This is a genomic window from Rhizobium sp. CFBP 8762, from assembly GCF_014841565.1.
GTDB lineage: Bacteria > Pseudomonadota > Alphaproteobacteria > Rhizobiales > Rhizobiaceae > CFBP-8762.
In genome coordinates this window covers 1-829 of the sequence record NZ_JACYUD010000026.1, presented here as the reverse complement: position 1 = coordinate 829, position 829 = coordinate 1, and the positions used below count along the sequence as shown (strand labels likewise).

Annotated in this window: 1 protein-coding gene; it reads right to left on the bottom strand. The window is 54.4% G+C overall.

Features of this window, described 5'->3' with window-relative positions; translation table 11 throughout:
* A protein-coding gene (locus IFT84_RS21265; RefSeq protein ID WP_192122609.1) for an IS5 family transposase occupies positions 1–749 on the bottom strand; the annotation gives its coding sequence in 2 pieces (ribosomal slippage) (positions 1–419 and positions 419–749; 750 coding nt annotated over the 2 pieces). This gene is flagged as partial in the annotation.
* Positions 750–829: the final 80 nt, after the last annotated feature.

Below are 829 nucleotides of genomic sequence, written 5' to 3'. Positions count from 1 at the left end.
TCGAAGCCAAATCGGGATTGAAGCGAGTTGGACGGAAGCGAGGAAATTATCGTCGCGTTTGTCGTATCGTGTTGCGATTGCCCGGAAGTGTTTGAGTTTGTTGAAGAAGCGCTCGACAGCATTGCGCTGTTTGTAAAGCCAGGGGCTGAAGACGGGAATATTGACCCTGTTCGGCATGGGGCGGATACACCCCCATGCTCCACGGGCTTTGAGGTTCTGACGCAGGGCGTCGCTATCATAGGCACGGTCGGCAAGAAGGACGTTTCCGCTCTTCACGGTGTCGAACATATCCGCCGCCGAGCGTCCGTCATGAGCTTGACCAGCTGTCAGCTTCAACAGGATCGGACGACCACCGGCATCGACAAGGGCATGGATTTTCGTTGTCAGCCCGCCGCGCGAACGACCCATGCAACTGGATCGCTCCTCTTTTTTTGACCGTTGGCGGCGTGTTGATGCACGCGGATCGACGAACTATCGATCATTTGAATATCGCCGTCGTAAACGTCTGAAATTGCGTTGAGAATACGAGCCCAGTGTCCTGCATGACGCCATCGGTTGAAACGATTGACGCAGGTCGTATAGGGACCGTATCGCGCGGGAATATCGGCCCAAGGCGCACCGGTCCGAAGCCGCCAGAAAATGCCGTTCAACACCCGTCGGTCGTCAACCCGCTTTTTCCCGCGGACCTTCGTCGGAAGAAGCGGTTCAATCACAGACCACTCGGAGTCCGTCAAATCAAAGCGTGCCATCACTGCCTCCAAATCAACAGAGGCAGTGAATCATAATCCATTCAAAACGAAAACTATTTTATGGGTATGTGACCTAGAGC